25 protein-coding genes and 1 pseudogene are annotated in these 26650 nt (G+C 69.9%); 17 read left to right on the top strand and 9 right to left on the bottom strand.

Annotated elements, in window-relative coordinates; genetic code table 11:
* The first annotated feature begins 261 nt into the window (after positions 1–261).
* Positions 262–1005: a class I SAM-dependent methyltransferase gene (locus tag ACQPYK_RS18045; protein ID WP_433256629.1), complete on the top strand. Its 744-nt coding sequence runs from the start codon at positions 262–264 to the stop codon at positions 1003–1005.
* Between the two features lie 213 nt (positions 1006–1218).
* Here the strand turns inward: ACQPYK_RS18045 and ACQPYK_RS18040 are convergent, their stop codons facing one another.
* The 3 genes from ACQPYK_RS18040 to ACQPYK_RS18030 are packed head-to-tail and all read right to left on the bottom strand — an operon-like array spanning position 1219 to position 2115.
* On the bottom strand, positions 1219–1758 hold the full coding sequence (locus ACQPYK_RS18040) for an ATP-binding protein (protein WP_433256627.1): 540 nt from the start codon (positions 1756–1758) through the stop codon (positions 1219–1221).
* Positions 1755–1949, bottom strand: coding sequence for a DUF5999 family protein (locus tag ACQPYK_RS18035; protein ID WP_433256625.1), 195 nt, complete (start codon positions 1947–1949; stop codon positions 1755–1757). The genes ACQPYK_RS18040 and ACQPYK_RS18035 overlap by 4 nt, the downstream gene beginning before the upstream one ends.
* 22 nt (positions 1950–1971) lie before the next feature.
* A complete protein-coding gene (locus ACQPYK_RS18030) occupies positions 1972–2115 on the bottom strand; it encodes a hypothetical protein (RefSeq protein WP_433256623.1) in 144 nt (47 codons plus the stop codon).
* A 523-nt stretch (positions 2116–2638) separates the two neighbouring features.
* Between ACQPYK_RS18030 and ACQPYK_RS18025 the strand changes: the two genes are divergently transcribed.
* The 5 genes and pseudogenes from ACQPYK_RS18025 to ACQPYK_RS18005 form a co-directional block, all read left to right on the top strand.
* Positions 2639–3208, top strand: a complete 570-nt coding sequence (locus ACQPYK_RS18025) for an NPCBM/NEW2 domain-containing protein (protein ID WP_433258830.1) — start codon at positions 2639–2641, stop codon at positions 3206–3208.
* Between the two features lie 131 nt (positions 3209–3339).
* A complete protein-coding gene (locus ACQPYK_RS18020; RefSeq protein WP_433256621.1) occupies positions 3340–4611 on the top strand; it encodes an extracellular solute-binding protein in 1272 nt (423 codons plus the stop codon).
* Positions 4612–4683: 72 nt separating this feature from the next.
* Entirely contained in the window at positions 4684–5589 is a 906-nt protein-coding gene (locus ACQPYK_RS18015; RefSeq protein WP_433256620.1) for a carbohydrate ABC transporter permease, read from the top strand.
* A complete protein-coding gene (locus ACQPYK_RS18010) occupies positions 5589–6473 on the top strand; it encodes a carbohydrate ABC transporter permease (RefSeq protein WP_433256618.1) in 885 nt (294 codons plus the stop codon). The genes ACQPYK_RS18015 and ACQPYK_RS18010 overlap by 1 nt, the downstream gene beginning before the upstream one ends.
* A gap of 309 nt (positions 6474–6782) precedes the next feature.
* A pseudogene (locus ACQPYK_RS18005) lies at positions 6783–7922 on the top strand (hypothetical protein); the annotation flags it as partial.
* 26 nt (positions 7923–7948) lie between these two features.
* Here ACQPYK_RS18005 and ACQPYK_RS18000 read toward each other — a convergent pair.
* Entirely contained in the window at positions 7949–9355 is a 1407-nt protein-coding gene (locus tag ACQPYK_RS18000) for an MFS transporter (RefSeq protein WP_433256617.1), read from the bottom strand.
* 80 nt (positions 9356–9435) lie between these two features.
* Here ACQPYK_RS18000 and ACQPYK_RS17995 point away from each other — a divergent pair, with 80 nt between their 5' ends.
* The 6 genes from ACQPYK_RS17995 to ACQPYK_RS17970 all read left to right on the top strand — a co-directional run bounded on the left by ACQPYK_RS17995 (position 9436) and on the right by ACQPYK_RS17970 (position 16970).
* Positions 9436–10362 carry a LysR family transcriptional regulator gene (locus tag ACQPYK_RS17995; RefSeq protein WP_433256615.1) on the top strand — a complete coding sequence of 309 codons (927 nt, stop codon included), beginning with the start codon at positions 9436–9438 and terminating at the stop codon, positions 10360–10362.
* Between the two features lie 192 nt (positions 10363–10554).
* The gene (locus ACQPYK_RS17990) at positions 10555–11073 is read left to right on the top strand and encodes an FAD-dependent oxidoreductase (protein WP_433256613.1); all 519 of its coding nucleotides are present in this window, start codon (positions 10555–10557) and stop codon (positions 11071–11073) included.
* A gap of 30 nt (positions 11074–11103) precedes the next feature.
* Positions 11104–12207 (top strand): methyltransferase domain-containing protein, encoded by a 1104-nt coding sequence (locus ACQPYK_RS17985; protein ID WP_433256611.1) that lies wholly within the window; start codon positions 11104–11106, stop codon positions 12205–12207.
* A 207-nt stretch (positions 12208–12414) separates the two neighbouring features.
* Positions 12415–12972 (top strand): hypothetical protein, encoded by a 558-nt coding sequence (locus tag ACQPYK_RS17980; RefSeq protein ID WP_433256609.1) that lies wholly within the window; start codon positions 12415–12417, stop codon positions 12970–12972.
* Between the two features lie 127 nt (positions 12973–13099).
* Positions 13100–13702 carry a copper resistance CopC family protein gene (locus tag ACQPYK_RS17975; protein WP_433256607.1) on the top strand — a complete coding sequence of 201 codons (603 nt, stop codon included), beginning with the start codon at positions 13100–13102 and terminating at the stop codon, positions 13700–13702.
* A 97-nt stretch (positions 13703–13799) separates the two neighbouring features.
* On the top strand, positions 13800–16970 hold the full coding sequence (locus ACQPYK_RS17970; RefSeq protein WP_433256606.1) for a BTAD domain-containing putative transcriptional regulator: 3171 nt from the start codon (positions 13800–13802) through the stop codon (positions 16968–16970).
* A 99-nt stretch (positions 16971–17069) separates the two neighbouring features.
* On the opposite strand, the gene ACQPYK_RS17965 is transcribed toward ACQPYK_RS17970, so the two are convergent.
* Positions 17070–17228, bottom strand: a complete 159-nt coding sequence (locus tag ACQPYK_RS17965; RefSeq protein WP_433256604.1) for a helix-turn-helix domain-containing protein — start codon at positions 17226–17228, stop codon at positions 17070–17072.
* A 146-nt stretch (positions 17229–17374) separates the two neighbouring features.
* On the opposite strand from ACQPYK_RS17965, the gene ACQPYK_RS17960 reads away from it, so the two are divergent.
* A complete protein-coding gene (locus ACQPYK_RS17960) occupies positions 17375–18541 on the top strand; it encodes an FAD-dependent monooxygenase (protein ID WP_433256602.1) in 1167 nt (388 codons plus the stop codon).
* A 62-nt stretch (positions 18542–18603) separates the two neighbouring features.
* On the opposite strand, the gene ACQPYK_RS17955 is transcribed toward ACQPYK_RS17960, so the two are convergent.
* From ACQPYK_RS17955 to ACQPYK_RS17940, 4 genes are read right to left on the bottom strand one after another with little or no spacing between them, the layout of a single operon-like run.
* Complete coding sequence (locus tag ACQPYK_RS17955; protein WP_433256600.1) at positions 18604–19479, bottom strand: potassium-transporting ATPase subunit C; 876 nt, start codon at positions 19477–19479, stop codon at positions 18604–18606.
* Positions 19480–21654 (bottom strand): potassium-transporting ATPase subunit KdpB, encoded by a 2175-nt coding sequence (gene kdpB, locus ACQPYK_RS17950; protein WP_433256599.1) that lies wholly within the window; start codon positions 21652–21654, stop codon positions 19480–19482. It lies immediately after the preceding gene.
* On the bottom strand, positions 21654–23315 hold the full coding sequence (gene kdpA, locus ACQPYK_RS17945) for a potassium-transporting ATPase subunit KdpA (RefSeq protein ID WP_433256597.1): 1662 nt from the start codon (positions 23313–23315) through the stop codon (positions 21654–21656). The genes kdpB and kdpA overlap by 1 nt, the downstream gene beginning before the upstream one ends.
* Positions 23315–23404 carry a potassium-transporting ATPase subunit F gene (locus ACQPYK_RS17940; protein ID WP_433256595.1) on the bottom strand — a complete coding sequence of 30 codons (90 nt, stop codon included), beginning with the start codon at positions 23402–23404 and terminating at the stop codon, positions 23315–23317. Before ACQPYK_RS17940 ends, kdpA begins: the two co-directional genes overlap by 1 nt.
* Before the next feature lie 291 nt (positions 23405–23695).
* Here ACQPYK_RS17940 and ACQPYK_RS17935 point away from each other — a divergent pair, with 291 nt between their 5' ends.
* The 4 genes from ACQPYK_RS17935 (at position 23696) to ACQPYK_RS17920 (ending at position 26536) form a co-directional block, all read left to right on the top strand.
* Entirely contained in the window at positions 23696–24655 is a 960-nt protein-coding gene (locus ACQPYK_RS17935) for a MerR family transcriptional regulator (protein ID WP_433256593.1), read from the top strand.
* 130 nt (positions 24656–24785) lie between these two features.
* Complete coding sequence (locus tag ACQPYK_RS17930) at positions 24786–24950, top strand: hypothetical protein (protein WP_433256591.1); 165 nt, start codon at positions 24786–24788, stop codon at positions 24948–24950.
* A gap of 126 nt (positions 24951–25076) precedes the next feature.
* Positions 25077–25637 carry a hypothetical protein gene (locus ACQPYK_RS17925; RefSeq protein ID WP_433256589.1) on the top strand — a complete coding sequence of 187 codons (561 nt, stop codon included), beginning with the start codon at positions 25077–25079 and terminating at the stop codon, positions 25635–25637.
* Positions 25638–25966: 329 nt separating this feature from the next.
* Positions 25967–26536, top strand: a complete 570-nt coding sequence (locus tag ACQPYK_RS17920) for a carbonic anhydrase (protein WP_433256588.1) — start codon at positions 25967–25969, stop codon at positions 26534–26536.
* The last annotated feature ends 114 nt before the right edge of the window (positions 26537–26650 follow it).

Raw genomic sequence — 26650 nt, 5'->3', positions numbered from 1 at the left:
GAACTCCTAAATGTTCTGAAACAAGAACTTCTGATGTCAGAAGAATAGGAGGCCCATTGCGCTCAAGTCAAACCATCTGAGTTGAGAACATCTGAGGAGCCACTGATGCGGCACTTGCCGACCCGGCAGCCGAGGTTGATTCAGCACCCCGAGCGACCGTGCCCGAGGTCTCCGGCGCACCGGCACCGAAGAGACGGGATCCATGGTGCGAGACCGCAAAATCTGTCGACATCACCGCTCGCTCCGGGAATCGTCGACGGCATGCGACAGGATGAGATCTGGGACGTCGAAGCCGCCCGGAGCTATGACACACCCGGCACCGGCGTGTTCGCGCCAGAGGTTCTGGAACCGACACTGGACCGCCTCGCCGAACTCGCCGACGGCGGACGGGCGCTCGAGTTCGCCATCGGAACCGGCCGTGTGGCCGTCCCGCTCGCGCAGCGAGGAGTACCGGTCGCCGGCATCGAGATGTCGCAGCCGATGATCGACCAACTGCGTACGAAGGCGGATGACGCGACGATCCCGGTCGTCGTCGGCGACATGGCGACCGCCGGCGCTCCAGGCATGTTCCAGCTGGTCTACCTCGTCTACAACACGATCTCCAACCTGCTCACCCAGGCCGAACAAGTCGCGTGCTTCCGCAACGCCGCCCGCCACCTCGCACCGGGCGGACGGTTCGCCATCGAGCTGTGGGTCCCCGAGGTGCGGAAGCTTCCCCCCGGTCAGCAGGCCGTGGTCTGGCGATCCGAGGCCGGCTACATCGGTCTGGACACCTACGACGTCCTGCGCCAGCAAGTCGTCTCCCACCACTTCTGGTTCGACGACGGCAGGAAGGCGCGGGTGTTCCGCAGCCCACACCGCTACATCTGGCCGGCCGAGCTCGATCTCATGGCCCAGTTGGCCGGATTCGAGCTGGAGTCCAGGCATACCGACTGGCACGGAGCCGAATTCACCGCCGAGTCACGTTCCCACGTCTCCGTCTACCGCCTCCCCCACGGCGACTAGCGCCGACGTGTCGTCCGGCCGAGGCCGCGCACCGCCGGCAGCCGCCCCTTCGGCCGACAGGTCACCACCACCCGGAAGGAACGGCGCTTCGACGCCTACTCCTTCGTCTCACCGAAGCCCACCGACCTCACATGCCGATCGACCGCTACACCGAGCCGAGCGGCCGGCCGTTCATGCCGCCGATCCACGGCCTGACGGCGAAGGGCTCCGCCTTCAGTTTCCTGAGGCGATGGACGCGGGCAGCTCGAACCAAACGACTTTGCCCGTGGACGTGCGGGCGCTGCCCCAACAGCAGGACAGCTGCTCGATCAGATGGAGTCCGCGCCCCGCCTCGTCGTCGTCGCGGGCCTGGCGCGGGCGGGGTGGCACACCGTCGGCGTCCTCGACCTCGCAGCGCAGCAGGCCGTCCTCGAAGGAGAGAGCGAGCCGGATCGTGCCGTGCGTGTGCCGCAGGGCGTTGGTGACCAGCTCGCTGATGAGCAACTCGGCGACCTCGCTCTGCGCGTCGAGCCCCTGGTAGGCCAGCCAGGCCCGGGCCAGGCGGCGGGCCCTGCGCGCGGATGACGGCTTGGGCGTCAGTCGCCAGGAGGCGTCCTGGCCGGCGGCAAGCCCGGCGAAGCGGCTGAGAACGGCGTCGAACCAGCGCTGGCGACGCACGTGGTGGCTTTCGGCGACGACCGCGAACGAAGGTGAGCCCGCCGGAAGGCGTGGTGTGTTCGTCCGTCCGTCGACGGGACCGGGATGCGGGTTCATGTCGCCTGCCCGCAAGGGCTGCGGTGGGCGGGAACGCTGCTTCCGTCAGGCAGGAGTTCACCGGTGTCGTCGAAGATCACCACACCGTTGCAGAGCAACCACCATCCCTGCTCCGGATGGAAGGCCACGAGCATCGCCGCCTCACGATCGGGAGCTTCCGCGGGAGGGCACTGGGGCTGATGTCGACACATGATTCCTACTTCCTACAGCAGGTCAGGTCAGGCCAGACGAGTTCTCTTCGGGCTCCTGGAGACGGGCGGCGTTCCACTCAGCGAGGTTGGAGTCGCCCGCCACGATGGCGGGCCCCGATGGCAGCCGCACCCGGCGGCGAGCCTCACGGGGTACTCCAGCGAGCACCGGCGCTAGTTTGGTTACGGTGATTTTCTTGATCAATTAATCAATCTTCACCTTAATCAAACAGACTTAATCATATAAAAGTTGCATTCTGGGCACATGTCAACGACGTTTCGCGCCCTGATGTTGGTTTTTGTCGGACTCTTACCCTTGAGTGCCCGCCGGCACGGCTCGCCGCAGTGCCGACCACGGTGCAGGCTGCAGGCCGCGAGCCGACCCCGTACCCCACTTTGGCGTGACTCTCAAGTAGTGACATGCGCGATTTAATGCACTATACCCTCCCTATAAGCTCAAACAAGAGCGAAACGGAGACTTTATGAGCAGAATCGCGCAGATCGACCCTCCGGCAGGATCGGAGCGGTGGCCGCCGATCTGGCCGCCACCGATCTGGCCGCCACCGTCCTGACCGGGCCGCCGCGGGGCGCCGAGGCCGCAGCCGACACCACCCGTGGACCGGCGCGCCGATCTCCCGGCCGCCGGCGCCGGAACATCCCGAGGACGCCGGCTCCTGGAGTGAGGCGGCCCGATACCGGTTCCCGCCCGGCAAGGACTTCCTGCTCACCCCGGTCTATACCGCAGGCGAGGTGCGCGAAGGCACGGTGTACGCCTCGGATCTGCCCCCTGGAGAGCGCCGACCGCTGGGGGACGGTGGAGAGGGACCGCGGCGACGGCGAGAACCGCGCCGGGAACGACGAGGCCCTCGGCCCGGCCGGCACGACGTGCGCCAGGGGCCGGGCACCACGCATACTCGAAGGCCACCCACCACCTCGGCGACGGCCGCACCCGGTTCACCGCCAAGGTCGGAGCGGGACGACGAGATCGCCGACCACGGCCGGTGACGTTCAAGGTCATCGCTGACGGCGAGGTCGCGCTCACCTCCGGGCTGCTCACCGGCACCACCCGGCCGGAGACGCCGGACACGGACATCGCCGAGCCAGGGTCGCGGAGCTGGAGGTCAACGACTCCGGTGACGGCAACGGCGCCGACCGAGCCGACCGGGCCGACGCGAAGTTCGTCTGCGCCCCATGACGCCGCCCGAATCGGCCGATTCAACCGGTATAGACCAGCACTCCCCTTTGTCTCCAGGTTGTTGTAGATCCGATATCTACTGGTATAGACCGATCATTCGCCGTCCACTTACTCTGACGGAACCCACAACACGGGCGTCCCTCCCTCTCACCCTCACCCGGTACGGACCAGCGGTCCCAGTTCAAGGTGGTAATCGAGATGAACAAGAAGATCGCCGGCGCGACCACCCTCGGCGTGGCCGCCTTGCTGGCCCTTTCCGCCTGCGGCTCAGGCGGTGACGGCGGTGGTAACGGCGGCGGCGAGAAGGCCGCCGACGGCTCGGTGACGTTGAAGCTGGTCGCGGCCGACTACGGCGCCGGCCCCACCGCGCCGGACAGCGGCGAGAAGTTCTGGAAGGGCGTCACCGACGAGTTCAAGGCCGCCAACCCGAACATCAACGTCGAGGTCCAGGTCATCAACTGGAACGACATCGACAAGCAGGTCGCCACCATGGTGCAGAACGGGCAGATGCCCGACATCCTGCAGACCGGCGACTACTCGGGCTTCGTCAAGGACGGTCTGCTCTACAAGACCGACGAGGTCCTCTCGTCCACCACCCAGTCCGACCTGCTGGCGAAGTTCGCGGAGTTCGGCAAGGTGGACGGCTCGGCGTACGGCATCCCGTTCGTCTCCTCCGCCCGTGCCCTGTTCTACAACAAGGACCTGTTCGGCAAGGCCGGGATCACCGAGGCCCCCAAGACCTGGGACGAGGTCAAGGCCGCGGCGGAGAAGCTGAAGAAGGCCGGGGTCTCCCAGCCGTTCGGCCTGCCGCTGGGCCAGGAGGAGGCACAGGCCGAGTCGTTCCTGTGGTTCCTGGGTAACGGCGGCGGATACAAGGACACCGCCGGCAAGTGGACGATCAACTCGCCACAGAACGTCGAGGCGTTCACGTTCCTCAAGGGCATGGTCGACGCCGGCCTGACCACCCCGAACCCGGGCACCAAGGACCGTAAGAAGGTCTGGGAGGACTTCGCGGCGGGCAAGGTCGGCATGGTCAACGGCGGCCCCATGTCCATCCCGATCTTCGAGAAGGGCGGCCTGACCAACTTCGGCGTCGCCCCGATCGCCGGCAAGTCCGGTCCGCTCGACACCACTCTCGGCGTCATGGACTGGATCATGGCCTTCAACAAGAACGGCCACAAGGAGGAGGTCAAGAAGTTCTTCGACTTCTTCTACTCCTCCTCCGCCGTGCAGAAGATCAGCGACACCTACAAGCTGCTGCCGGTGACCACCTCGGGCATCGAGAAGCTCTCCTCGGACGAGAAGCTCAAGCCGTTCCTTGACGCGCTGCCCAACGCCACCTTCTACCCGTTCACCGACCCCAAGTGGTCCGAGGTGAACACCCAGATCAAGCAGACCATCGGCAACGCCGTCACCTCCGACCCCGCGGCGGTGCTCGGCTCGATCCAGAAGGTCGCCGAGGCCGGCTGATCCAGCGGTACGGCTCGCGCCCGCGGCGCGCGCCGCGGGCGCGAGCCGTACCCCTTGCAGGAAGCAGGAGTTATGCAGCAGATCTCCACCCCGAAGAGGGTGGCCCGAGCGCTGGGACCTCTCGCCTGGATCGGTCCGGCGGTGGTGCTGATCGGCGTGGTGGTCGTCTGGCCGGTCGTCACGATGATCCAGTCGTCGTTCCTCAAGATCAGCAGGTTCGGCGTGGTCCAGGGAACCAACGGGCTGGACAACTACGGCAAGCTGTTCGACGAGCCCGACTTCGGCGGGGTGATGTTCCGCAGCCTGATCTGGGTGGTGGCCGTGGTCGCCCTAACGGTCCTGCTGTCGCTCGGCCTCGCCCAGCTGTTCAACCAGAGCTTTCCCGGCCGCCGGATCGCGCGCTGGGCGATGATCGCGCCGTGGGCGGCCTCGGTGCTGATGACGGCGATCATCTTCAAGTGGATGCTCGACCCCGAGGTCGGCCTGATCAACATGATCCTGCACGACCTGGGACTGCTCGACGCGCTGGGCGGCGCGGACGCCGACCCGCTCGGCAACGCCTCGACCGCGATGCCGTGGCTGATCGCCGTGGCGGTGTTCGTCTCGCTGCCGTTCACGACCTACGCCCTCCTGGCCGGCCTGGCCACGATCCCGTCGGACGTCTACGAGGCGGCCAGGATGGACGGCGCGGGCAAGCTTCGGATCTACTGGTCGATCACCCTTCCGATGCTGCGTCCGGCGCTGACCGTGGCGACGCTCATCAACGTGATGAACGTCTTCAACAGCTTCCCGATCATCTGGGCGATGACGCACGGCCAGCCGGGTTACTCGACGGCCACCTCCACGATCTTCATGTACATCCTCAAGGGCTCCAACATCGGGGAGTCGGCCGCCATGTCCGTCGTGAACTTCGGCATGGTGATCGTCCTGGTGGCGATCTTCCTCAAGGTGAGCAAGTGGAAGACCGAGGTGTCCTGATGACCGTCACCCAGACCGCGCCCGCGGCCCGGACCGCCGGCCGTACCGCGTCCCCGGCTCCGGCCCGGAGGCTGCCGTCGATCAAGACGGTGATCGTCGCGGCGAGCGCCTACCTGATCGCGTTCGTCTTCCTCTTCCCGTACCTGGTGATGGTCCTGACCGCGCTGCGGCCGCAACAGGACCTGCGCACGGCGGCCTATCTGCCCAAGTCGTTCGCCTGGGAGAACTTCACCGGCTTCTGGTCCGGAGGGCTGGCGGGGAACCTGCTGGTCACCCTGCAGGTCGCCGCCGGGTCGACGATCCTGGTCCTGCTGGTGGCGCTGCCGGCGGCCTACTACACCGCCCGGCACGAGTTCCGGGGCCGCACGGCGTTCCTGGTGCTGGTGCTGATCACCCAGATGTTCCAGCCGACGGCGATGCTGGTCGGCATCTACCGCGAGTTCTTCCAGTTCGGCATGGTCGACTCGATCTGGTCGCTGATCCTGGTCAACGGAGGCTTCAACCTGGCCTTCGCGGTCTGGATCCTCAACGCCTACTTCTCCTCGATCCCGCGCGAGTTGGAGGAGGCGGCGTTCATCGACGGCAACGGCCGATTCGGCGCGCTGTTCCGGATCACACTGCCGCTGGCGGCGCCCGGCGTGGTCACCGCGCTGATCTTCACCTTCATCGCCGCCTGGAACGAGTTCGTGGTCGCCCTGACGTTGACCACCTCACCGGACAAGCAGCCGCTGACCGTGGCGCTCAACTCCTTCATCGGCCAGTACGAGGTCGACTGGCAGAACCTGTTCGCCGGCTCGGTGATCGCCACGATCCCGGTCATCATCCTGTTCGGGCTGATCGAGCGGAAGGTGGTCGGCGGCCTCACGGCCGGATCCATCAAGTGAGGGCGCGTGTACGGCTCACGCCCGGCCGGGCGTGAGCCGTACACACGTCCGGGGCGCCCGGCACCCGCGGTACGGCCCGGAGGATGACACGGTCTTCGGGTTGCGAGAGCGACCACAGATCACGCTTTGATAACGGTGCGTATCTCGCCATCTGATATCCTCTTCGATGTTCGGACTGCGACGGCATCGGTCACGCGCGCCACGGCCTAGGCCCGTGGCTCGACATGAGCCCCTCCGGATCGCATTCCGGACGAAGCGACCCTCGCGCCGGGATGACCCGGCGCGCCCGTCGGCAGGACCGCGGGCCGGATGCGCCGGCACATGCCGGTGCTGGATTCCGAACCGCCACAATCGAGCACGTGCCCGGCCGATCCGCCGATCCCGCGTGTCGGCTCTTCAGGCGTCCCGCGGTCACGCCTCGCCGAGGAAGAGATCGCCGCGTGGACGACCGGCCAGGTCCTCGCATCCGCCCCGGTTTCCGGGGCGCCCGCGCCGGGCCGGTGCTCGGCGGCAACCGCCCGGCCCGCCCCTGAACCGAAAGCGAGACGGTCACCGATGGACAAGGCCTGCCCCACCGCCACGGTCGCCGCGCACCGGCCGTCGCCGGGGCGGCACACCGTCGAGCGCCATCGGGGTCCGGACGGGACCACCATCCACCTCGCGCTCGCCGGCTCGAAGCGTGACGGCCCCCTCCCTGCCGGCGGCGGTCTGCGGCTCTGCCCGGCGGGGGTCGGCGAGAACCACGCCCGGGCGCTGAGCCGCCGGCTGGCGCAGGAGATGTTGGCCAAGCACCGCCTGCACCGTACCGGCTTCATCGGCGCCAAGATCGTGGTCAGCGGTGCGCGAACGGTCAGCGACGATCTCCTGCACGCCGTCGCCGAGGTGCTGAACCGGCGCCGGGGCCAGGTCTACACCGGTGTCGACCTGGGCACCGGCGAAGCGGACATGATCCGGCTGGCACAGCTGACCCCCTACGTCCTCAGCGCTCTGGGCAGTCCGGTCGATCCCGGCATCGCCACCGCCTTCGGCGTGCTGGGAGCGCTCGACGCTTTCACCGGCGGGCGGCTGGCCGATCACACCTTCCTCGTGCACGGCACCGGCAAGGTCGGCATGCCTCTCGCCATGGAGCTGGCCGTCGAAGGGGCCCGGGTCCTGACCTACGACGTCCGGCCCAGGGCGGCGGCCGTGCCCGGATGCCATCCGGTCACCGACTGGCATCGGCACCCCGTGGACGTCCTCGTCCCCTGTTCCACCAACGACCTGATCGGTCCAGAGCTGGCGGCGCGGCTGCGCTGCCGGGCCGTGATCGGGGCGGCCAACGCCGTACTGGCCGGTGGCCCGGCGACCGCCGGCCTGCTGCACCGGCGGGGTATCACCCACCTGCCCAGCCCGCTGACCAACGCGGGAGCCGTCATCGTCGACTCCATCGAGCACTACGCGCCCGAGGCGTTCGCGAGCGCACCGGCCCACCTGATCTACGACTTCGTCCGCGCGACGATCCGCCGCGCCGCCGACGACCTCCTGAGCACGGTGCTGCGTACCGGCAAACCGCCCGCGGTCGCGCTGGACGCCTCTCGCGTGCCGCCCACCGCCGGCATCTGCGGCCGGGACTTCGCCGCCTCCTTCGGCGGATAACGACGCGCCGCCCCGTCGAAGCGCCGCGCCGCGAGCACGAGACCGCCGGCGCCGGCGACCAGGGCCGCCGAGACGACGGTCACGCTGAGCCATCCCCCGCTCTGCCACCGGTGGGCGGCCAGCGCGCCGAACACGGAACTGCCCAGGTAGTAGGCCAGCAGGTACAGCCCGGAGGCCTGCCCGACGCCGACGCCGACCCGATGGGCCCGGTCGGACACCCAGCCGCTGACCAGCGAGTGAGTGCCCAGAAACGCGAAGGTCACCACGCCGAGACCGGCGACGACCATCGGCAACGGGGTCGCGGCGGTGAGCAGCACGCCGGCGAGCAGGAGGACGACACCGATCAGAGCGCCGCGGCCACGCCCGGTCCGGGCGGCGACGCGGCCCGCCGCGAGCGGCGCGAGAACGCCCACCGGATAGGCCAGGAACACCAGCGCGGCAGCGCCCCCCAGCAGGTAGGGGGCGGCCTCCAGCCGGAACGCCATGGCGTTGTACAGCCCGACGAACGCGCCCATGGTGGCCGCCCCGACCAGGCACAGCATGACGAGGACCGGATCCCGCAGGGTCAGCCGGGTGTTGCGCAGCAGGCTCCTCGGCCTGGGGCTGGAGCGTTCGAAGCGCCGGGACGGCGGCACCATGATCCACAGGCCGGCCGCGCAGGCCAGGGTGAGGCAGCCGACGACCAGGGTGGCGCCCTGCCAGCCCCACAGCGCGTCGAGCGGTCCGGGGAGCAGCCGGCCGGCCGCCCCGCCCAGCGCCGTGCCCGTGATGTAGGCGGCGTTCGCACGCAGGTGCGCCCGGGGGTGCACCTCCTCGCGCAGGTAGGCCAGGGCCACCGCAGGCAGGCCGGCCAGCGCGATGCCCTCCAGGCCTCTGACGACCAGAAGGCCGTGCCAGGTCGGCGCGAACGCGGCGGCGATGCCCAGCACCGCCGTGCCGACCAGGGACAGCCGCATGATCGTCACGCGCCCGACCACGTCAGAGAGCGGGCCGACGAGCAGGAGCGCGGCGGCCATGGTGACCGTGGACAGCGACAGCACCGCCGTCGACGCGGCCGCGGACACCTGGAAGCCCCTGGCGATGCCGGGCAGGAGCGGCTGGACGTAGTACAGCGCCATGAAGTTCGCGAGCCCGCCGAGCGCCAGGCCGAAGGTGACCCGCCGGTAGGCGGGGTCACCCGGCCGGTGCCCGGCATGGGCCGGTGCGGCCCCGGCAGGCGCGGTCCGGCAGGGAAGAGTGGAGGTCATGCTCCGATGCTGCTTCGCCAGCCATGATGCTCAAAATGCAATAATTGACATTGTTGATGCGTGATACGCATCATCACTGGATGGACATGCAGGCGCTGCGCTGGTTCCTGTCGTTGTGTGACACGGAGAACATGCGGGACACGGCCGCGATCGAAGGGGTCAACCAGTCGACGCTGTCACGCTCGCTCGCCCGGCTGGAAGCCGAGCTCGGTGTCGAGCTGTTCCACCGGCACGGTCGCAGACTCGCCGTCAACCGGTTCGGCGCCCTGTTCCGCGATCACGCCGGTCGAGCCGTCGGCGACCTGGACGCCGCCCGCCGCCGCATCGACGCCCTGGCCAACCCCGACACCGGGCTGATCCGGCTCGGATTCCTGCACTCCGTGGGACGCTGGCTCGTCCCGGAGATCCTCCGCGACTACCGGAGCGTCACCCCGGGCATCAGGTTCGAGCTGCATCAGGGCTTCGCCCGGGAACTGTTCACCTGGCTGCACAACGAGGACATCGACGTCGCCCTGGTCACGCCGCCCCCGGAGGAGACCGGCGCGCGCTGGCATCGACTGCGGGAGCAGGAGCTGTGCATCGCCCTGGCCGTCGACCATCCGCTCGCCGACGCGCCCGGGCTCGCACTCGGGGACGTGCGTGACGAACCGTTCATCGCGTTCGCCCGCACCACGGACCTGCGCCGGGTCATCGACAGGCTCTGCCACGCCGCCGGTTTCGAGCCGGTGATCGCGTTCGAGAGCGAGGAGATCGCCACCGTGCGGGGGCTCATCGGTGCCGGCCTCGGGGTGGGCGTCCTGCCCCGCCCGGCCGTCCTGGAACACGACGATCCCGCCTACCGTCCCCTCCTCCCTGCCCAGCACCGGCCCATCGGCCTGGCCTGGCACCCGAGATCGGTCCCCACGGCGGCGACCGCGCGGTTCGTCGCGCACCTCAGCCCGGCCGGCCGCGGGCACGCACCTTCGTCCACTCGCCCCGCGGCCCGAACGGACTCCCGAACGGACTGAGGAATTCGACCGGCTGCGCTCCGGCGCCGGCGTACGCGTGCGGTACGCGGTGTCGAACTCGGCGACCTCGCCGGCGATGAGGACGAGGTCGCCGTCCGCCACCCGCCTGTTTGCCGATCCGGCAACGAATTTTGTCAAACACCGGGGCGCGGGCGCACCATCCATCGTGAACGGTGAACGGAGGTACTACCCATGACTGCACATGTGGAACAGAAGACGCCCGCCGCCCCCGTGGGCGAGGAACGGCGCTATGACGTCGTGGTCGTCGGCGGTGGCGCCGCCGGGCTGAGCGGGGCGCTGACCCTGGCCCGGGCACGACGCTCGGTGCTGGTGATCGACGCCGGCCGGCCGCGCAACGCTCCAGCGGCCCACGTCCACGCTTACCTGACACGCGAGGGCATGCCGCCCTCGCAGCTGCTGGCCGCGGGCCGCGCCGAGGTGACCGGCTACGGCGGTGAGATCGTGACGGGCGACGTCGTGGCGGCCGAGCGGCTGGACCGCGGAAGCTTCCGTGTCGTGCTCGGGGACGGGTCCGCGGTCGTGGCGGACCGGCTGCTGGTGGCCACCGGCCTGGTCGACGAACTGCCCCCGCTGCCCGGCATGGCGCAGCGATGGGGACGCGATGTGCTGCACTGCCCCTACTGCCACGGCTGCGAGGTGCGCGACCGGGCGATCGGCGTCCTGGCCACCGGGCCGCTGGCGGTCCACTAGGCCCTGCTGTGGCGGCAGTGGAGCAAGGACGTGACCCTCTTCCTGCACACCGCTTCCGAGCCAGGCGACGACGAGCGCGAGCAACTGGCCGCCCGCGACATCACCGTGCTGGACGGACAGGTGACGGCGCTGGAGGTGGCGGACGACCGGCTCACCGGCGTACGCCTGGCCGATGGCCGGGTGGTCTCCTGCGAGGCTCTCGTGGTGGCCCCGCGCCTCACCGCTCGCGCCGGCTTCCTCACCGGCCTGGGCCTGGAGCCGACCGATCAGGAGATGGGCGGACAGGTGATCGGCGGCTACGTCGCCGCCGACCCGTCCGGGGCGACGAAACTTCCCGGAGTGTGGGTGGCCGGCAACGTGGCCAACCTGACCGAGCAGCTCATCGGCGCCGCCGGCGCGGGCGTGCGCGCCGGCGCGGCGATCAACGCCGACCTGATCGCCGAGGAGACCCGGCGGGCCGTCGCCGCCCACCGCGCCGGCAGAGGAGACGCCGCGACCCACTACCTGGACGACACCTCTGCCGAGCGGTTCTGGGACGCCCGTTACTCCCAGAGCGACCGGATCTGGAGTGGAAACCCCAACGCCGCCCTGATCCGCGAAGCCACCGACCTGCCCCCTGGCAGAGCTCTCGACCTGGGATGCGGCGAGGGAGCCGACGCGATCTGGCTCGCACGGCGCGGATGGCACGTCACCGCCGTCGACGTCTCCCAGGTCGCCCTGGACCGGGCGGCCGGGCACGCGGCGGAGGCCGATGTGGCCGACCGCATCGACTGGCAGCGGCACGACCTCGGCACGACCTTCCCCGCCGGTGTCTTCGACCTCGTCTCCGCCCATTTCCTGCACTCCCCTGCCGAACTGCCCCGAGAGGAAATCCTGCGGACCGCCGCCGACGCCGTCGCCCCCGGCGGGGTGCTCCTTGTCGTCGGACACGCCGGGCATCCCTCATGGGAGCACGATCCGCACTCCGACGTGCGCTTCCCCACGCCCGAAGAGGTGCTCCATTCCCTTGACCTCCCGGACGGGCAGTGGGAGGTGCAGCTCTGCGAGGAGCACCCGCGCGTCCAGACCGGCCCCGACGGGCGGCCGGGCACCCGCACGGACAACATCCTCAGAGTCCGGCGCCTGACCGGTTGAGCCCGCTCACCGGTTGAGCCCGCGCACCATGTTCGAGCCCTCGGCGGGCGCTCTGCGGACGGCAGGCGTCGTCCGCGGAAGACGTCACGGTTGCACCGGCGGTGTCCCGTCAGGGGCGAAGGACCCGGGAAGCTGGCCTTCTCCGCGGGTGGGCAGGCTGGAAGGCCGGTCTTCTCCCCGGATGGGCGGGCTGGAAGGATGGCGTCCGTGACCCCGATGGCGTCGGCGCTGCGCGTGCCGCGAGCACTCGTCTTCGCGACGGCGTGCCTCGCGGTCTCCGGCGGCGGCCACGCCCTGGCCGGCGGCGGACCGATACCCGTCGGGCCGACTGTTCTCGGCGCGGTGATCGCCTTCTGCCTCGCCTACATGCTCAACGGGCGTGAGCGCGGCCTGGAGGTCGTGCTTCCCGCGACCGCCGGCACGCAGATCCTGCTGCACGAGCTGTTCACCCGTGCCGCGCCGGCGCCGCACACGACCTCCGTCGCCGCCGATCACGGCCATCCCGGTTGGGGCATGACGGTGGTCCATCTGGTGGTGGCATCGCTGACCGGGTGGTGGCTGCACCGTGGCGAGAGCGCGCTGTGGCTCATGATCCGCCTGTGCGGCATGCGGATGCCGGTGATCCGGCTGTTCGTCACCGTCGTCGAGACCTCATGGCAGGCCTGGCGGGCCGTACCCACCTCCGATGTCCGGCCGTACGGCGGCTGGGAGATCTGCCCGGCGCTGCGCAGGCGTGGCCCGCCCACGCCGGGTGGCGTCGGCTGAGGGAACCCGGAGGGTCCGGCGGCCGACGCGCCCCGTGACCGAACGCTCCCTTTCTGTGAGGAAGCGTCTTTCCGGCCTGCCGGCCGTGCCGAGGGCGCGGTCCGGGAGTCTCTTCTGGAGTTCCGTGATGGCACACCTGCCACGTTTCATCCGCAAGACCGTTCTGGTGGCGTTCTGCTGCTGGTCGACGCTCATGCTCACCGCGCCCACCGCGCTCGCCCATGACAGTCTCAAGAGCAGTTTCCCGGCCAGGGACGCCGAAGTCTCGTCCGTCGAGCGGATCGAGCTGGTCTTCAGCGCCCGCGTCATGTTCCCCGCCGTGGCCCTGCGCGAGGCGAGCGGCGCGCCCGTGGCCATCGGCAGGTCGCAGGCCGACGGGTCCAAGGTGATCTCGAAGGTCACCGGGGCGATCGCCCCGGGCGAGTACGTGATCGCCTGGCGGGTCGTCTCCTCCGACGGTCACCCCGTCGAAGGCGAGATCCCCTTCACCGTGACCGGCTCGGCGGCCCCGTCCGCCCCGGCCACGCGCGGCGGTCCCACCGCGTCGCTCTCGCCCGCCCCGGTGGCGGCGGGTCCGGCGACGACCGGCGGCCAGGGCTCCTCCCCGGAGGTGCCGGGGTGGATCTGGGGTGGGCTCGTCGCGCTCGTGATTCTCGGTGCGGTCGTCTGGTCGCGGACCTCACGCCGGAACGCCCCCGACAGCACCGACAGCACCGACAGCACCGGATGATCTTCCGCCCGTGCCCCGGCCGCCTTCGTGCACCGCGCCGGGCCGGGCGTAGCCAGGTCGGGCGTAGCCAGGTCGGGCGTAAGGGACAATCGACGCCATGCAGTTCGGCATTCTCGGTCCTCTGGACGTCCGCTCCCCCGCCGGTGAAGCGGTCGCCGTCGGCGGGCCCCGTCCGCGCGCCCTGCTGGTGATGCTGTTGCTGGACGCGGGCAGGGTGGTCGGCGTGGAGCGGCTGATCGACGGCCAGTACGGCGACGACCCGCCCGCCGGCGCCGCCAACGCCGTACAGGCCCAGGTGTCCCGCCTGCGCCGAGTCCTGCCCGCCGAGCTGATCGAATTCCACGGGGCCGGATACCGGCTCGCGATCGACCCCGACGACGTCGACGCCCACCGCTTCGAACGGCTCGCCCGCGAGGGGCGGCGGCTGGTGTCCGCCGGTGGTAACGCCGCCGCCGCGGCGCTGCTGCGGGAGGCGCTCGGCCTGTGGCGGGGACCCGCCCTGGCCGACCTGCCCTCCGGGCAGGCGCAGGCGGCCCGGCTGGAGGAGCTCAGGCTGACGGCGGCCGAAGACCTCGTGGAGGCGGAGCTCGCCCTTCCCGAGGGCGCCTCGGTCGCCGAGCTGCAACGGCTGGTGGCCGCGCATCCGCTGCGGGAGCGGCTCAGCGGGCAGCTGATGCGCGCTCTGTGCGCGGCGGGGAGACCGGCCGAGGCGCTGGCGGTGTTCGAGGAGACCCGGCGCCTGCTCGCCGACGAGCTCGGCACCGACCCGTCGCCCGAGCTCACCGCGCTCCACCTGGCCATCCTGCGCGCCGAGCAGCCGGCACCGGTGCCGCGGCAGCGGATCGCGGCACAGCTGACCAGCTTCGTGGGACGCGAGCGGGAGCTTGATCAACTCGACGCGCTGCGCGACTCCCGGCTGATCACCGTCATCGGGCCCGGCGGCACCGGCAAGACCCGGCTGGCGATCGAGGCGGCCGGGCGCGCGCGGCGTGAGGCGTGCTTCGTCGACCTGTCCCCGCTCGACGGCGGCGACCAGGTGCCCCACGCGGTGCTCGGCGCGCTCGGCCTGCGCGAGACCGGGTTCCCGTCACCGCACGCGCCCGACCCCGCGCGGCGCCTGGTGTCGGCGTTGGCCGAGCAGGAGCTGCTGCTCATCCTCGACAACTGCGAGCACGTGATCGCCGCCGCCGCCGCGCTGACCCGTGCGCTGCTGGGCGGGTGCCCGGGACTGAGCGTCCTGGCGACCAGCCGCGAGCCCCTGGGCATCACCGGCGAGACGCTGGTGCCGCTGGTGCCGCTGGCCACCCCGCCGCCAGACTCCTCGCCGGCCGTCGCACTGACCTATCCGGCCGTGCGGCTGTTCGCCGGCCGCGCGGCGGCCGTACGGCCGGCGTTCGAGGTGGGGCCGGACAACGTGGCGGCGGTCAGCCGGATCTGCGCGACGCTGGACGGACTGCCTCTGGCCATCGAGCTGGCGGCGGCGCGGCTGCGGTCGTTCGGCGTCGAGGAGATCGCCGCGCGCCTGGCCGAGCACGGCCGTTTCCGGCTGCTGTCGCGCGGCGACCGCACCGCGGCGGCCCGGCATCAGACCCTGCACGCGGTGGTGGAGTGGAGCTGGGACCTCCTCACGCCGGACGAGCAGGCGCTGGCCAGGCGGTTCACCGTTTTCGCAGGAAGCGCGTCCCTGGAGGCGGTCGAGGCGGTCTGTGACGTCGAGGACGCCGCCGGAGTGCTGGCCGACCTGGTGGACAAGTCGCTGATCGAGGCGGACGGCGACCGGTACCGGATGCTCAACACGATCCTGTTGTTCTGCGCGGAACGGCTGTCCGAGGCCGGAGAGCAGGAGGTCCTGCGCGGCGCCCACGCCCGTTACCTCCTCGACCTGGCCCAGCGTGCCGACCCTCACCTCCGCCGGGCCGAGCAGCTCCACTGGCTGGCTCGGCTCTCCGCCGACCACGACAACCTGATGAACGCGCTGCACTGGGCCGTGCGCGAGGACCGGGAGACGGCGCTGCGGCTGATCGCCGCGCTGGCGGCGTACTGGTGGCTGAGCGGGCGGCGCAGTCAGACCGGGGAGGCGGCCGCCGAACTCCTCGGCGCGATGGGCGGGCCTCCCGAGGGGCTGGAGGAGGAGTACGTCATGTGCGTGGCGCACGCCGTGCCACGGGCGTCGCCCGAGCACTGGGAACAGGCCGGGGCGATCATGTGGTCGCTGGACCGGCCGCCGCAGCACCCGTTCGCCATGGCCCTGTGGGGCATGGTCGCGGGGCCGCCGCAGCGGCCCGGGGCCGATGTCGAATGGCTCATGGGCTCCGACCCGTGGAACGAGGCGCTGGGACGGCTGAGCCTGGCCCTGCTGGCGGTGCTCAACGGTGACCCCGCTCGGGGGGAGCGGGAGTTCGAGGAGGTGCTGTCCCGCTTCCGCTCCCTGGGCGAGCGCTGGGGAACGGCCCAGGGGCTCGACGGGCTGGCCCTGCTCGCCGGCCTGCGCGGAAAGTGGGCGCGGGCCGGCGAGCTGTGGGGGGAGGCGCTGACCGTGCTGGAGGAGCTCGGCGCCCTGGAAGAGGCCGCGGACGTGCTGGTGCACCGGGCCGAAGGGCTGACGCGCCAGGGGGAGCTCGCTGCCGCCGCCGCCGACTATCGGCGCGCCGCAGAGCTCGCCCGCAGGGCGGGCTGGCCGGATGCGCCCGGCGAGGTCCACCTGGGCCTGGGCGGGATCGCACGGTCCGAGGGGGACTTCTCCGAGGCCCGCCGCCGGTTCGAGACGGCACTGCGAGCCTCGGAGGCCGGGGTTTTCGGCTCGGAAGGGGTGCGGGTGCGCGCGCTGACCGCGCTGGGCCGGCTGGCCCGGGCCGAAGGCGATCTCGCCGAGGCCCGGCTTCGCCATCGGCAGGCGCTGGCCGCGGCCCGGAGGTCGCCCCTGGTGGTGGACCGCGCCGTGGCCGCCGAGGGGCAGGCAGAAGCCGTCCTGCTGGAGCGGGTGGGGGAAGCTCCGGCGGGTGATGGGAAGGCCCCGCGGGGATCGCAGACGCGGCCGGAGGTCGCGGGGGAACGGGCGGCGCTGCTGCTAGGCGTGGCGGTGGCGCTGCGCGGGGCGGCCGTGGCCGCCGACCGCGACGTCGCCCGGACGGCCGCGGACGCCCGCGACCTCGCGGGCGCGGAGGCGTTCGCGTCGGCGTTCGCCCGCGGAGCCGCGATGCGCTACGACGAGGCGACGGCCGTGCTCGACGGGGAGGCCGGCAGCACCAGCGCCGGACCGTGGATATGACCACATCGGGAACGACCCCGCCATCGCGCACAGGCCCTGACCCCGACAGCAACTACCAGGCGACCGCCGTCCTCACCATGACCCGGTGACCCTCCGCCGTCAGGCTTCGGGGGCGAGGGGCGGGCGGAGGATGAGATCGCGCCGGAACACGTCCAATTTGCTGTAGATCCGGCTTAGGTGCGTCTCGACGGTATTGACGGTGATCGAGAGGCGGCCGGCGATCTCGGCGTTGGTCAGGCCCTGGGCGGCCAGAGCCACAGAGATCACCGGAGCCACCGAGCTCGACAAGGTGCGGAGTCCGACAAGGTGCGGAGTCCGACAAGGTGCGGAGTCCGACAAGGTGCGGAGAAGAGTGTCAGCCGTTGGTCGGTGAGCTGTCAGCGCCCCTCGACAAGCTCGTGGACATGAAGAACACCACGGTCCTCATCTCCGGCGCGAGCATCGCCGGCCCCGCGCTCGCCTACTGGCTGAACCGCTACGGCTGCGCCGTCACCGTCGTCGAGAAGGCGCCCGCGCTCCGCCCCGGCGGCCAGCGCGTCGACTTCAAGGGCGCGACCCAGCTCGCCGTTCTGGAGCGGATGGGAATCCTGCAGGAGGTGCGGCGGCACCAGACCGGCGGGATCGACCAGGTCATCGTCGACGCCGACGGCAGGCGGCTGGCGGTCATGTCGGGCGAGTTCACCGGCGGCGACGTCGAGATCTCCCGCGGTGACCTGGCCGCCCTGCTGTACGACAGGACCGCGGGGAGCTGCGAGTACGTCTTCGGCGACAGCATCACCTCGCTGACCGAGACGGCCGGCGGCGTGCACGTCACCTTCGAGCGCGGCGCGCCGCGCACCTTCGACCTCGTGGTGGGCGCGGACGGCATCCACTCCAACGTGCGGCGGCTGGCCTTCGGCCCCGAGTCGCAGTATGTGAGCTTCCTCGGCCACTACTACGCGCTGGCCGACATCGACACCGGTCCCGACGGCGTGATGTACAACGAGCCGGGCAGGATGGCGGCGATCGGCGGCCCCAAGGCGCCCGCGTTCTTCGTCTTCGCCTCCGAGGAGCTCGACTACGATCGCTACGACACCGACCGGCACAAGCGGATCCTGGCCGACGCCTACCGGGGCGGGGGCTGGCGGATCCCCGAGCTCATGGCAAAGGTGGCGGACGCGCGCGAGCTCTACCTCGACTCGATCAGCCGGGTCGAGATCGACACCTACGCCACGGGACGGGTGGCGCTGCTCGGCGACGCCGCCTACGGCAACACCCTGGGCGGCTTCGGCACCGGACTGGCCGTCGTGGGCGCGTACGTGCTGGCCGGGGAGCTGGCGGCGGCCGGCGGCGACCACCGGATGGCGTTCCGCGCGTACGAGGAGGCGTTCCGCGGCTACGCCAAGGTGTCCCGGCAGGGCAACGCCGGCGCCTTCCTCGCCCCGGCGACGCCAGGGAAGATCAGGATGCGGAACTGGATGTTCAAACGCAGGTTCCTGATGTGGGCGCTGCTGAAGTCGACCGACATGTTCGCCACGAACATCGATCTCAAGGATTACCCGTCGCTCGCCGGGGCCTCCAGCGCGACCTGAGAGGTCGTGAGGGGGAAGCGCGCGAGCGGGAGCCCGCGACCGGGCTCCCTCGCGGCGGACGGCTATCCCCTGTCGAGAGCCAGGTTGAGCCGCAGGACGTTCACGCCCGGCTCCCCCATGAAGCCGAGGGAGCGACCGGTGGTGTTGTCCCGGATGAGCTGCCTGACCGTCCGCACGGGCAGGCCGCGTTCCCGGGCCACCCGGGGTGCCTGCAACTCGGCGTAGGCCGGCGAGATGTGCGGGTCGAGGCCGGAGCCGCCGGCGGTGACCGCGTCGGCGGGCACCGTCGCCCTGGCGTCGCCCCGGATCGGGACGGTACGGCCGGCCGCGTAGTCCTCGCCGGGCTCGGCGCACTCCACCTTCACCCCCTGGTAGACGGCGACGAACGGGGCGGCCGGGCAGGCCTGGTTGACGCTGACCACCCGGGCCGGGGCCCCGACGGCGGGGAAGGCCTTCAGCACGGCGCCGACGCCGTCGGGCGTGCAGTACGGCCGGGCCCCGCTGACGCCCTCCAGCTCCCCGACGGCCTTGCTGCGGGCGCAGATCCGGGTGAGCAGGCTCTGCCTGCCCTCCTCCGGTTCGCCCGCGGCGTTCTCGGCGCCGGGCACCGGCGGGACGTCCACGACGTCCTCGGGGCCCAGGTTGCTCGCGGAGGTGGCCAGCATGTCGTAGCCGTCTCCGGCCGCGGACGGGCGGCTCTGGAAGTACTTTCTGATCGGCTTGCCGTCGGCGTCGGTGAAGTTCTGGCCGACGATGGCGCTGCCGACGGTCTTGCCGTCCTCGCTCTGGACGAGCGAGCCGTTGGCGTTGCCGCTGAAGACGACCTGGGCGACCCCGGTGACCAGCAGCGGGTAGGCCCCGCCGAGGACCAGGGTCAGGACGAGCAGCGCGCGCAGCGCGGCGAGGTGCCGGCGGATCCAGCTGGGCAGGCGGTCCATTTATGCCATCCCGGGAAGGAATTGGACGAGCAGGTCGATGATCTTGATGCCGATGAACGGGACGACGATGCCGCCCAGGCCGTAGACGTAGAGGTTGCGGCTGAGCAGCTTCGAGGCACCGGATGGGCGGTAGCGCACCCCGCGCAGGGCCAGCGGGATCAGCGCCACGATGATGATCGCGTTGAAGACGACCGCGGACAGGATGGCCGACTGCGGGCTGGCCAGGCGCATGATGTTGAGGGCGTCCAGTCCCGGGTAGAGCGCGGCGAACATCGCGGGGATGATCGCGAAATACTTGGCGATGTCGTTGGCGATCGAGAAGGTCGTCAGCGCGCCGCGGGTGATGAGCAGTTGCTTGCCGATCTCGACGATCTCGATGAGCTTGGTGGGGTTGGAGTCGAGGTCCACCATGTTGCCGGCCTCCTTGGCCGCCGAGGTGCCGGTGTTCATCGCCACCCCCACGTCGGCCTGGGCGAGCGCGGGCGCGTCGTTGGTGCCGTCGCCGGTCATGGCGACCAGCCGCCCGCCCTCCTGCTCTTTTCTGATCAGCGCGAGCTTGTCCTCGGGGGTGGCCTCGGCCAGGAAGTCGTCGACGCCGGCCTCGTCGGCGATGGCCCTGGCGGTCAGCGGGTTGTCCCCGGTGATCATGACGGTGCGGATGCCCATCCGGCGCATCTCGTCGAACCGTTCGCGCATGCCCTGCTTGACGACGTCTTTGAGGTGGATGACGCCCAGCACGCGTGCTTTGCCGTCGGTGACCTGGCCGACGACCAGCGGGGTTCCTCCGGAGCCGGAGATGGCGTCCACGATGGCGCCGACCTCGTCGGTCGGGTGCCCGCCGTTGTCGCGGACCCAGCGCATGACCGCGGTGGCGGCGCCCTTGCGGACCTGACGGCCGCCGGTACCGCGATCGCCCGGGTCCGGCGTGATGTCGACGCCGGACATGCGGGTCTGGGCGGTGAAGGCGATCCACTCGGCGTGGTCCAGTTCCCCCGGCTGCCGCTCGCGCAGGCCGTAGGCCTGCTTGGCGTAGACCACGATGGAGCGGCCCTCGGGGGTCTCGTCGGCGAAGCTGGCCAGCTGCGCGGCCGCGGCGAGATCGTCGGCGGAGACGCCGGGCGCCGGGACGAACTCCGACGCCTGGCGGTTGCCGAGAGTGATGGTGCCGGTCTTGTCCAGTAGCAGCGTGCTGACGTCGCCGGCGGCCTCGACCGCCCGGCCGCTCATGGCCAGCACGTTGCGCTGGACCAGGCGGTCCATGCCCGCGATGCCGATCGCCGACAGCAGAGCGCCGATCGTGGTCGGGATGAGGCAGACCAGCAGCGAGACCAGCACGACGCCGGTGACGCCGTCGCCGGTCAGGGCGAGGGAGTCGGGAATCGCGGGGTTGACGGTCGTGGAGTAGATCGCCAGCGGCTGCATGGTGACGGTGGCGACCAGGAAGATGATCGTCAACGCGGCCAGCAGGATGTTCAGCGCGATCTCGTTGGGCGTCTTCTGCCGGTTGGCGCCCTCGACCAGGGCGATCATCCGGTCGATGAAGCTCTCGCCGGGTTTCTGGGTGATCTGGACGATGATCCGGTCGCTCAGCACCCTGGTGCCACCGGTGACCGCGGAGCGGTCGCCGCCGGATTCGCGGATGACCGGCGCCGACTCGCCGGTGATGGCCGACTCGTCGACGCTGGCGATGCCCTCGACCACGTCGCCGTCGCCTGGGATGATCTCCCCGGCCTCGACGATCACGAAATCGCCCTGCCTCAGCTCCGGGGCGCCGACGTGGTCGAAGGGGACGTCCTGCCGGCCCGGCCGCCAGTCCTTCAACCGCCGGGCGGTGGTGTCGCGTTTGGCCGCGCGCAGCGTGGCGGCCTGCGCCTTGCCGCGCCCCTCGGCCACGGCCTCGGCCAGGTTGGCGAAGACCACCGTGAGCCACAGCCAGGCGACGATCGCCCAGGCGAAGAACGACGGGTCGATCACCGCGAGCACCGTGGTGAACAACGCGCCGACCTCGACGATCAGCATGACCGGGTTGCGCCACAGGTGCGCGGGGTTCAGCTTGGCGAGGGCGGCCGGCAGCGACGTGATCAGCTGCTTGGGGTCGAGCAGCCCGCCGCCGACGCTGCCGTTCCTGCGCGGAGCGGGGGTACGGCCCGGCGCCTCGATCGTGGGGGTGGACATCAGTGGATTCCTTCTGCGAGCGGGCCCAGCGCCAGGGCGGGCAGGAAGGTCAGGGCGACCAGGACGACCGTCACGCCGGCGACCATGCCGACGAACTGCGGCCGGTGCGTGGGCAGCGTGCCCGCCGAGACCGGTACCGGCGCCTGTCCGGCCAGCGACCCGGCCAGGGCGAGCACGAACACGATGGGCAGGAAGCGTCCGAACGCCATGCACAGGCCGAGCGCGATGTCATACCACGGGGTGTCGACGGTGAGACCGCCGAACGCCGAGCCGTTGTTGTTGGAGGCGCTGGTGAAGGCGTACAGGATCTCCGACAGGCCGTGCGGGCCGCCGTTGAGCATGCCGGTCCGCTGCTGTGGCGAGCCCATGGCCGCGGCGGTGCCGGTCAGCACCAGGACCGGGGTGACCAGGAAATACATCGAGGCGAGCTTGATCTCGCGGGCGCCGATCCGCTTGCCGAGATACTCCGGCGTGCGGCCGACCATGAGCCCGGCGACGAAGACCGTGATGACCGCGAGGACGAGCATGCCGTACAGGCCCGAGCCGACCCCTCCCGGCGCGACCTCGCCCAGCATCATGTTGACCATCGTCATCATGCCGCCGAGCGGGGTGAAGGAGTCGTGGAAGGAGTCGACCGCGCCGGTGCTGGTCAGCGTGGTGGCGGCGGCGAAGGTGGCGGAGTTCGACACCCCGAACCGCACCTCTTTGCCCTCCAGCGCGGCGCCGGCGGCCTGCGCGACGGTGGAGCCTCCGGACAGCTCGAAGACGTTGGTCAGCACGACGCCGGCGAGAGCCAGGACGGCCATCACCGCGACGATCGCATACCCCTGCCTGACCTGGCCGACCATCTTTCCGAAGGTGCGTGGCAGCGCGAACGGGATGAGCAGGATCAACACGATCTCGAACCAGTTGGTCAAGCTCGTGGCGTTCTCGAAGGGGTGAGCGGAGTTGGTGTTGTAGAAGCCACCGCCGTTGGTGCCGAGCTCCTTGATGACCTCCTGGCTGGCCACCGGGCCACCGGTGATCGCCTGCTGTCCACCGGTCAGGGTCGTCACCGTGTGCGGCTCGGCGAAGTTCTGGATCAGGCCGCCGGCCACCAGCACCAACGCGCCGACGAAGGCGATCGGCAGCAGGATGCGGATCGTGCCGCGGACCAGGTCCACCCAGAAGTTGCCGAGGTCGTCGGTCCGCTTCCCGGCGAATCCGCGCATCAGCGCGACCGCCACCGCCATGCCGACCGCCGCCGAGACGAAGTTCTGCACGGCAAGGCCGGCCATCTGCACCAGGTGTCCCATGGTGGACTCACCCGAGTAGGCCTGCCAGTTGGTGTTGGTCACGAAGCTGACCGCGGTGTTCCAGGCGACGTGGTCGGTGACCGGCGCCATGCCCAGCGACAGCGCCAGCTTGTCCTGCAGGCGCTGCAAGCCGTACAGCAACAGGACCGAGACCAGCGAGAACGCCAGCACGCCGCGGGCGTAGACGCTCCATCGCTGTCCGGCCTCCGGCCGCACGCCGATGGCCCGGTAGATCACCCGCTCGACGACGGTGTGTCCGGTGCCGGTGTAGACGCGGTACATGTGATCGCCCAGCGGGCGGTGGGTCAGCACCAGCACGAGGACGATGGACCCGACGAACAGGGTTCCGGCGAGGGTGGGGCTCATCAGAAACGCTCCGGGAAGAGCAGCGCCGCGACCATGAAGATCACCAAGACCGCGACCACCACCAGACCGGCGGCGTTGACGGCGCTCACAGCCGCTCCACCGCCTTCACCACAAGCCCGAGGACCGCGAACACCGCGACCGTCAGGACGACGAAGATGACGTCGGCCATCCCCACTCCTCAAAATCCGGAAATGCTCTCACCGCCACCGAACCGGTGGCACAAAGCCAGCAAATCGTGGTTTTCTGCACATATGGCACTTCTTGACGGCTTCCATACGGCGGAGCGGCAAGCTTTGACGGCATCCCTACGCGGGGCCCGGGAGCCTCATCACGGCGGACGGGCTTGAGTCTCCGGTAAGGGGAGGCGCGAGAGTAGGGGCATGGACGGCGACACGCTCTACTCGATCGGTGATCTGGCCAGGCGGACCGGGCTGACGGTCAAGGCCATTCGGTTCTACTCCGACCGCGGGATCGTGCCGCCGACCGACCGTAGCCCGGCCGGCTACCGCCTCTACGGCATCGACGCCGTCGCGCGCCTGGATCTCGTACGGACGCTACGCGAGCTGGGAGTGGGCCTTCCCACGATCCGGAAGGTCGTGGACCGGGAGATCTCGCTTCCCGAGGTCGCCACGGCGCACGCCGAAGCACTGGCGACGCAGATCCGAACGCTGCGCCTGCGGCGCGCGGTGCTGACGGCGGTGGCCAAGCGCGGGTCCACACCTGAGGAGATGGATCTCATGCACAAACTGGCCAAGCTCTCCGAGGACGAACGCCGACGTCTGATCGACGATTTCCTCGACACCGCCTTCGACGGCCTGGACGCCGACACCGGATTCGCGGGGATCAGGCGTTCGATGACCCCCGAGTTGCCCGACAATCCCGAGGCCGAGCAGGTCGAGGCGTGGATGGAGTTGGCCGAGCTGTCGCAGGATCCGGATTTTCGCGCCGGTGTGCGGCGCATGGCCGAACAACACGCGGCCGAGCGGGCCCAGGGCGACACCACGGTCCTGCGCCGCGACTCCGCCGCGATGGTCCGCGACCAGGCCGGCCCGGCCCTGGCGGCCGGCGTCGATCCGGCCTCGCCCCAGGCCGATCCGGTCGTCGCGGCGGTCACGGCTCAGTACGCGCACGTCTTCGGCTGTCCCGACGACGCCGACCTCCGGCGCCGGCTGTTGGCCCGGCTGGAGACCGCGAACGACCCTCGCAGGGAGCGGTACCTCCGTCTGCTCGCGGTGATCAACGGCTGGCCGGCCCCGGAAAGCCTCGCGCCGGTGCTCGACTGGTTCACCCGGGCCCTGCGTGCCCGGACACCGCCGAAGTCGCGCGGGAACTGTCGCTAGGAATCCACGAACGGTTCCGCTTCCTCGTCCGGCACGCACGGCGCGCACAGGTCGATGCCTTCGGCGATGCGGTTGGCGTCCATCAGGCGAGGAAGCCTCGAAGATCCGCACCGGCTCCGCTCCTCGGATCATGGCCGGCTTCCGGAACCTGGTCATCGGGTCGGCTCGCCTGATCGGCCGCACCGACATCGCCATCGCCATTGCCATTGCCATTGCCATTGCCATTGCCATTGCCGCCAACCATTACCGTAGCCATCTCTCCGACGGTCTTCAGCCACTCGGTCTCACGACATGAGAACACTTCGGCCCTGACTTCAGAGCGGCATAGGACTTGGCGAACTGTTTGTCGACGGATACGAATGGAATTATTCCACCAAGGGCATGATGCAGTGCGGGGAGACGGCTTCAATCCCCGAAAATCATGAAAGACATCCCACACAAGAACTCGAATGTCGTTAGGTGTGAGAAAATGTATCAAGAAAACTATCTACGTGTCGTAGACAACGAAATCAATCCGTCGGCCCCGGCGGTTTCAATGATAGGCGGAGGGTCGAAGATCGAGGTATACAAGGGATTCCGCAAGGTCACCGGAGCCACGATCGATGTCATCGGATCGGGCGCCTGGGTGGAAGGAACCCTCACAGGCGATCTCACGACGTACGCACACGAAGAAATCTACAAGATCTACAATCTCAAGGAAAACGAGTCGGCCGACTACTGGTTCATTAAATACCAAAAAGAAAAGGACCATGACGAACTGAAGAAGGCGTTCGAGGAGACGACCACACAGTCCTACCATTTCGACTTCAAGTACAGGCTCCAAGGAAACGATTACGGCATTACGGCGGTCGACCTGGGATTCGTTACCATTCGCATTGATTACGAAGGGATGACGAAGCTTTTCACGGTCCCGAACAGCGCGAGCTCGAGAGCAAAGACGAATGACGGGGAAGACTACCCCGGCGGGTTTGAACCAATCTAAACGTCCGGCGCCTCGACCAGCTCAGCGCATTCGGCCACCCGCCGGCCAGAGGGCGGCGATGGCAACCACCCGGCGGCCCGCGCCCCCGCAGCGGACCGCCGACGAGCTGGTGTTACCTGCTGACGGCGTCCTTGCCAGGGGTGGGAAGGATTCAGGTCATGAGCGTTCCAGCTGACGGTCCGGGGCGGCGAACGCTGCTGGCAGGTGCCGTGTCCCTTGCAACGGCGTGCCTTGCCGGTTGCTCGTCGGCCGAGGTGGCGAACAAGGCGGTGCCCGTGTCTACCGCAGAACCGCCCCTGGGCTCGCCAAAGGCTGCTTACGAACGGCTGATGAAGGGCAACAGACGCTGGGTGACCGGCGCACTTCAGCATCCTGATCGCGATCCCACGCGCCGGGAACTGCTGGCCACCAAGCAGCAGCCCTACGGAGTGGTGTTGTCGTGCATCGATTCCCGGGTCCCGCCCGAGCTTGTCTTCGACACCGGGCTGGGTGATCTGTACGTGATGCGTACCGGCGGGCAGGCCGTGGGGCCGGTAGTCACCGGATCCGTCGAGTACGGGCCGATGACCAGCGGGACCCCGCTGATCGTCGTACTCGGTCACCAGCGGTGCGGCGCGGTCTCCGCCGCGTACAAGGCCCTGCGGGAAGGTAAGCCGCTGCCGGGCAACCTGCAGGCGATCGCGCAGGCTCTGCGTCCGGCATACGAGCAGGCCGTAAGGGAGAGCAGCGCCGACCCCGTCGAGACGATGGCCAGAGCCCAGGTGAAGCTGACCGCGGACGCCCTGCGGGGCAATCAAGACCTCGCGCCGTTGGTGAGCAAAGGAGTACTGGCAGTGGTCAGCGCGTACTACTCCCTGGACACAGGCCAGGTCGAAATCTTGAACGGCGCCCCTGCCTGAGCGCTGGAGCATCTCGGGACCAGTGGTTTCGCGGCCTCCTACCAGCGGGCAAGCCCGGCTTCCCAGCCTGCGGGGAGACTCAGGATCCAGCGTGCGACGGCGGTTCAAGCGATC

Origin of the sequence: Streptosporangium sp. CA-135522 (assembly GCF_050949235.1) — a bacterium.
GTDB lineage: Bacteria > Actinomycetota > Actinomycetes > Streptosporangiales > Streptosporangiaceae > Streptosporangium.
This window is presented reverse-complemented; position numbering and strand designations above follow the sequence as displayed.